Consider the following 2,021-nt stretch of genomic DNA (forward strand, 5'->3'; position numbering starts at 1 on the left):
GTTGTAAAAAAGCTATTTTTGGTGTTGTTTTATTGGCTGTTGTTTTTATGGTATCACCTATGGTAATTCAGTTCATAGGCAGGATGCAGGTTTATCTGATTTCTCAGATTAAACTTCCTTTAACCAGATATGCGGCAATAGCATTTTTTGTAGTCATTCTTATTATTATACTCTATATTATTTGGCAACTTCTTAAATGGTACTCCTTGGAGTATACATTGACAGATTCCAGAATCATCATTAAATCAGGACTGCTGTCAACCAAGAAGAATTACATGCCCTACACTACAATTCAGGATATCAACACTTCCCAAAGCATATTCGCCAGAATGTTTAATGTGGGCACCGTTTCAGTTTTCAGCGCTTATGACAACAACCTGATGAGCATTGAAAACGTTTCCGATCCGTCAAAGATTGAAGATATCATATTTTCAAACATGATGAATCACAGAAGCTTCCAGGATACTCCTCACAACTATATCGAAAGGGATATGGGAAGAGGCTTCCAGGACAATTCTCACGCATATGCTGAAAGGGATATGGGAAGAAGCTTCCAGGACACTCACAGCTATTCCGAAAGCAGTTACAATGATGATTATTATGATGAATTTGAACCTATCACACCAATCAGTCATGAGAGAAGTTCACGTCCGAGGAGGGAATATGAATACTATCCTGAAGACTTTAACTATCGCAATGATAATGTGAACAGGTATGAATATGAACCTTATGAGGATGAATTGGAATACACTATGGATAGGGCGGTAAACAATTCTTCCCAAAGCATAAAATATGAAGGTGCCTCAAACAGTTTTTCAAATGATTCTCATTATAATGATGCAAGGGACAATTATTCCAATGGTCATGAAGATTATTATCAAAATGACGAACCTAGAATTCAATATAATGAAGGTCATGAAAACAATTATCAAGATGAACCAAGTCACGTAGATGAAAAGGAAGATTCCAGTGAAACTGTTATCAGAAGGCATTTTGATAAGTTTAAAAAATAATTTTTTTTTTAATATTTAGGTGAATTATAATGGAACTATTATGCATACAATCTCAGGAACATCCAGAATTGCCTTTAGCTGAACTCAAAGCCGTAATGGAATGTGAAAATATTCAGGCTGATATTGACGTAATCTGTGAGGGGCTGGTTATTCTAAGTGATATTTCTGAAGATGACATTGACGATTATTATAAGACATTGACAAGGAGACTTGGATATACCCATGAGGTTCATGAACTTATAGAAAAATCATCAGTGGACGGCATAGCCTATGATATTTCACTGATTGACTGGCCGAAATATATCGATGAAAATTTTGCAGTAAGGGTTAAAAGATTCAATTCAGAAGTTGACACTGTTGCTTTAGAAAGAAAGATTGGATCACTGATATTGGATAACTGCGACGGCATCAAGGTAAAACTGAAGGAACCTAACTCCCTGATACGTGTCGTGGCATTTGAAAATACTCTTTATATTGCTTTGGAAAAATTCAAGTTAAACAAAAAACATTTTGTGGAAAGCAAACCTCATAAAAGGCCATTTTTTTATCCAGGATCAATGAGTCCGAAGTTGGCCAGATGCATGGTAAACCTATCAAGGGTGACTGCAGGCCAGTTATTGCTTGACCCGTTCTGCGGTACCGGTGGAATATTGATTGAAGCAGGATTGATAGGATGTAAGGTACTGGGTTCCGATATTTACTGGAAAATGAAAAATGGTACTGCCATCAACCTGGACTACTTCGGAATAACAGATTATAGGACATTCAACATTGATGTTCGTGAACTCAAGATGTATGAAAAGGTGGCAAGTGTAGTTACAGATCCTCCATATGGAATATCAACTTCAACTGGGGATATTGAAGGAAACGACATATTTAAGGAGTTTTTCATTTCCATGTATGACAATATGAGGGATGATGCATACCTTTGCATGGCGAGTCCTCATTATGTTGATTTAAAGCCAATAGCTGATGAAGTAGGCTTTGAAATTGTTGAGCAATATGGAA

General features: G+C 36.6%; 2 protein-coding genes. Both read left to right on the forward strand.

Translation table 11 applies throughout. The features are described from left to right. On the forward strand, positions 1-1,013 hold a 1,013-nt coding region (locus ACKI2P_RS01130; RefSeq protein WP_407374412.1), incomplete at its 5' end, for a PH domain-containing protein. A 29-nt stretch (positions 1,014-1,042) separates the two neighbouring features. Continuing rightward, on the forward strand, positions 1,043-2,021 hold a 979-nt coding region (locus ACKI2P_RS01135; protein WP_407374413.1), incomplete at its 3' end, for a TIGR01177 family methyltransferase.

This window comes from Methanobrevibacter sp., assembly GCF_045541095.1.
Lineage (GTDB): Archaea > Methanobacteriota > Methanobacteria > Methanobacteriales > Methanobacteriaceae > Methanocatella.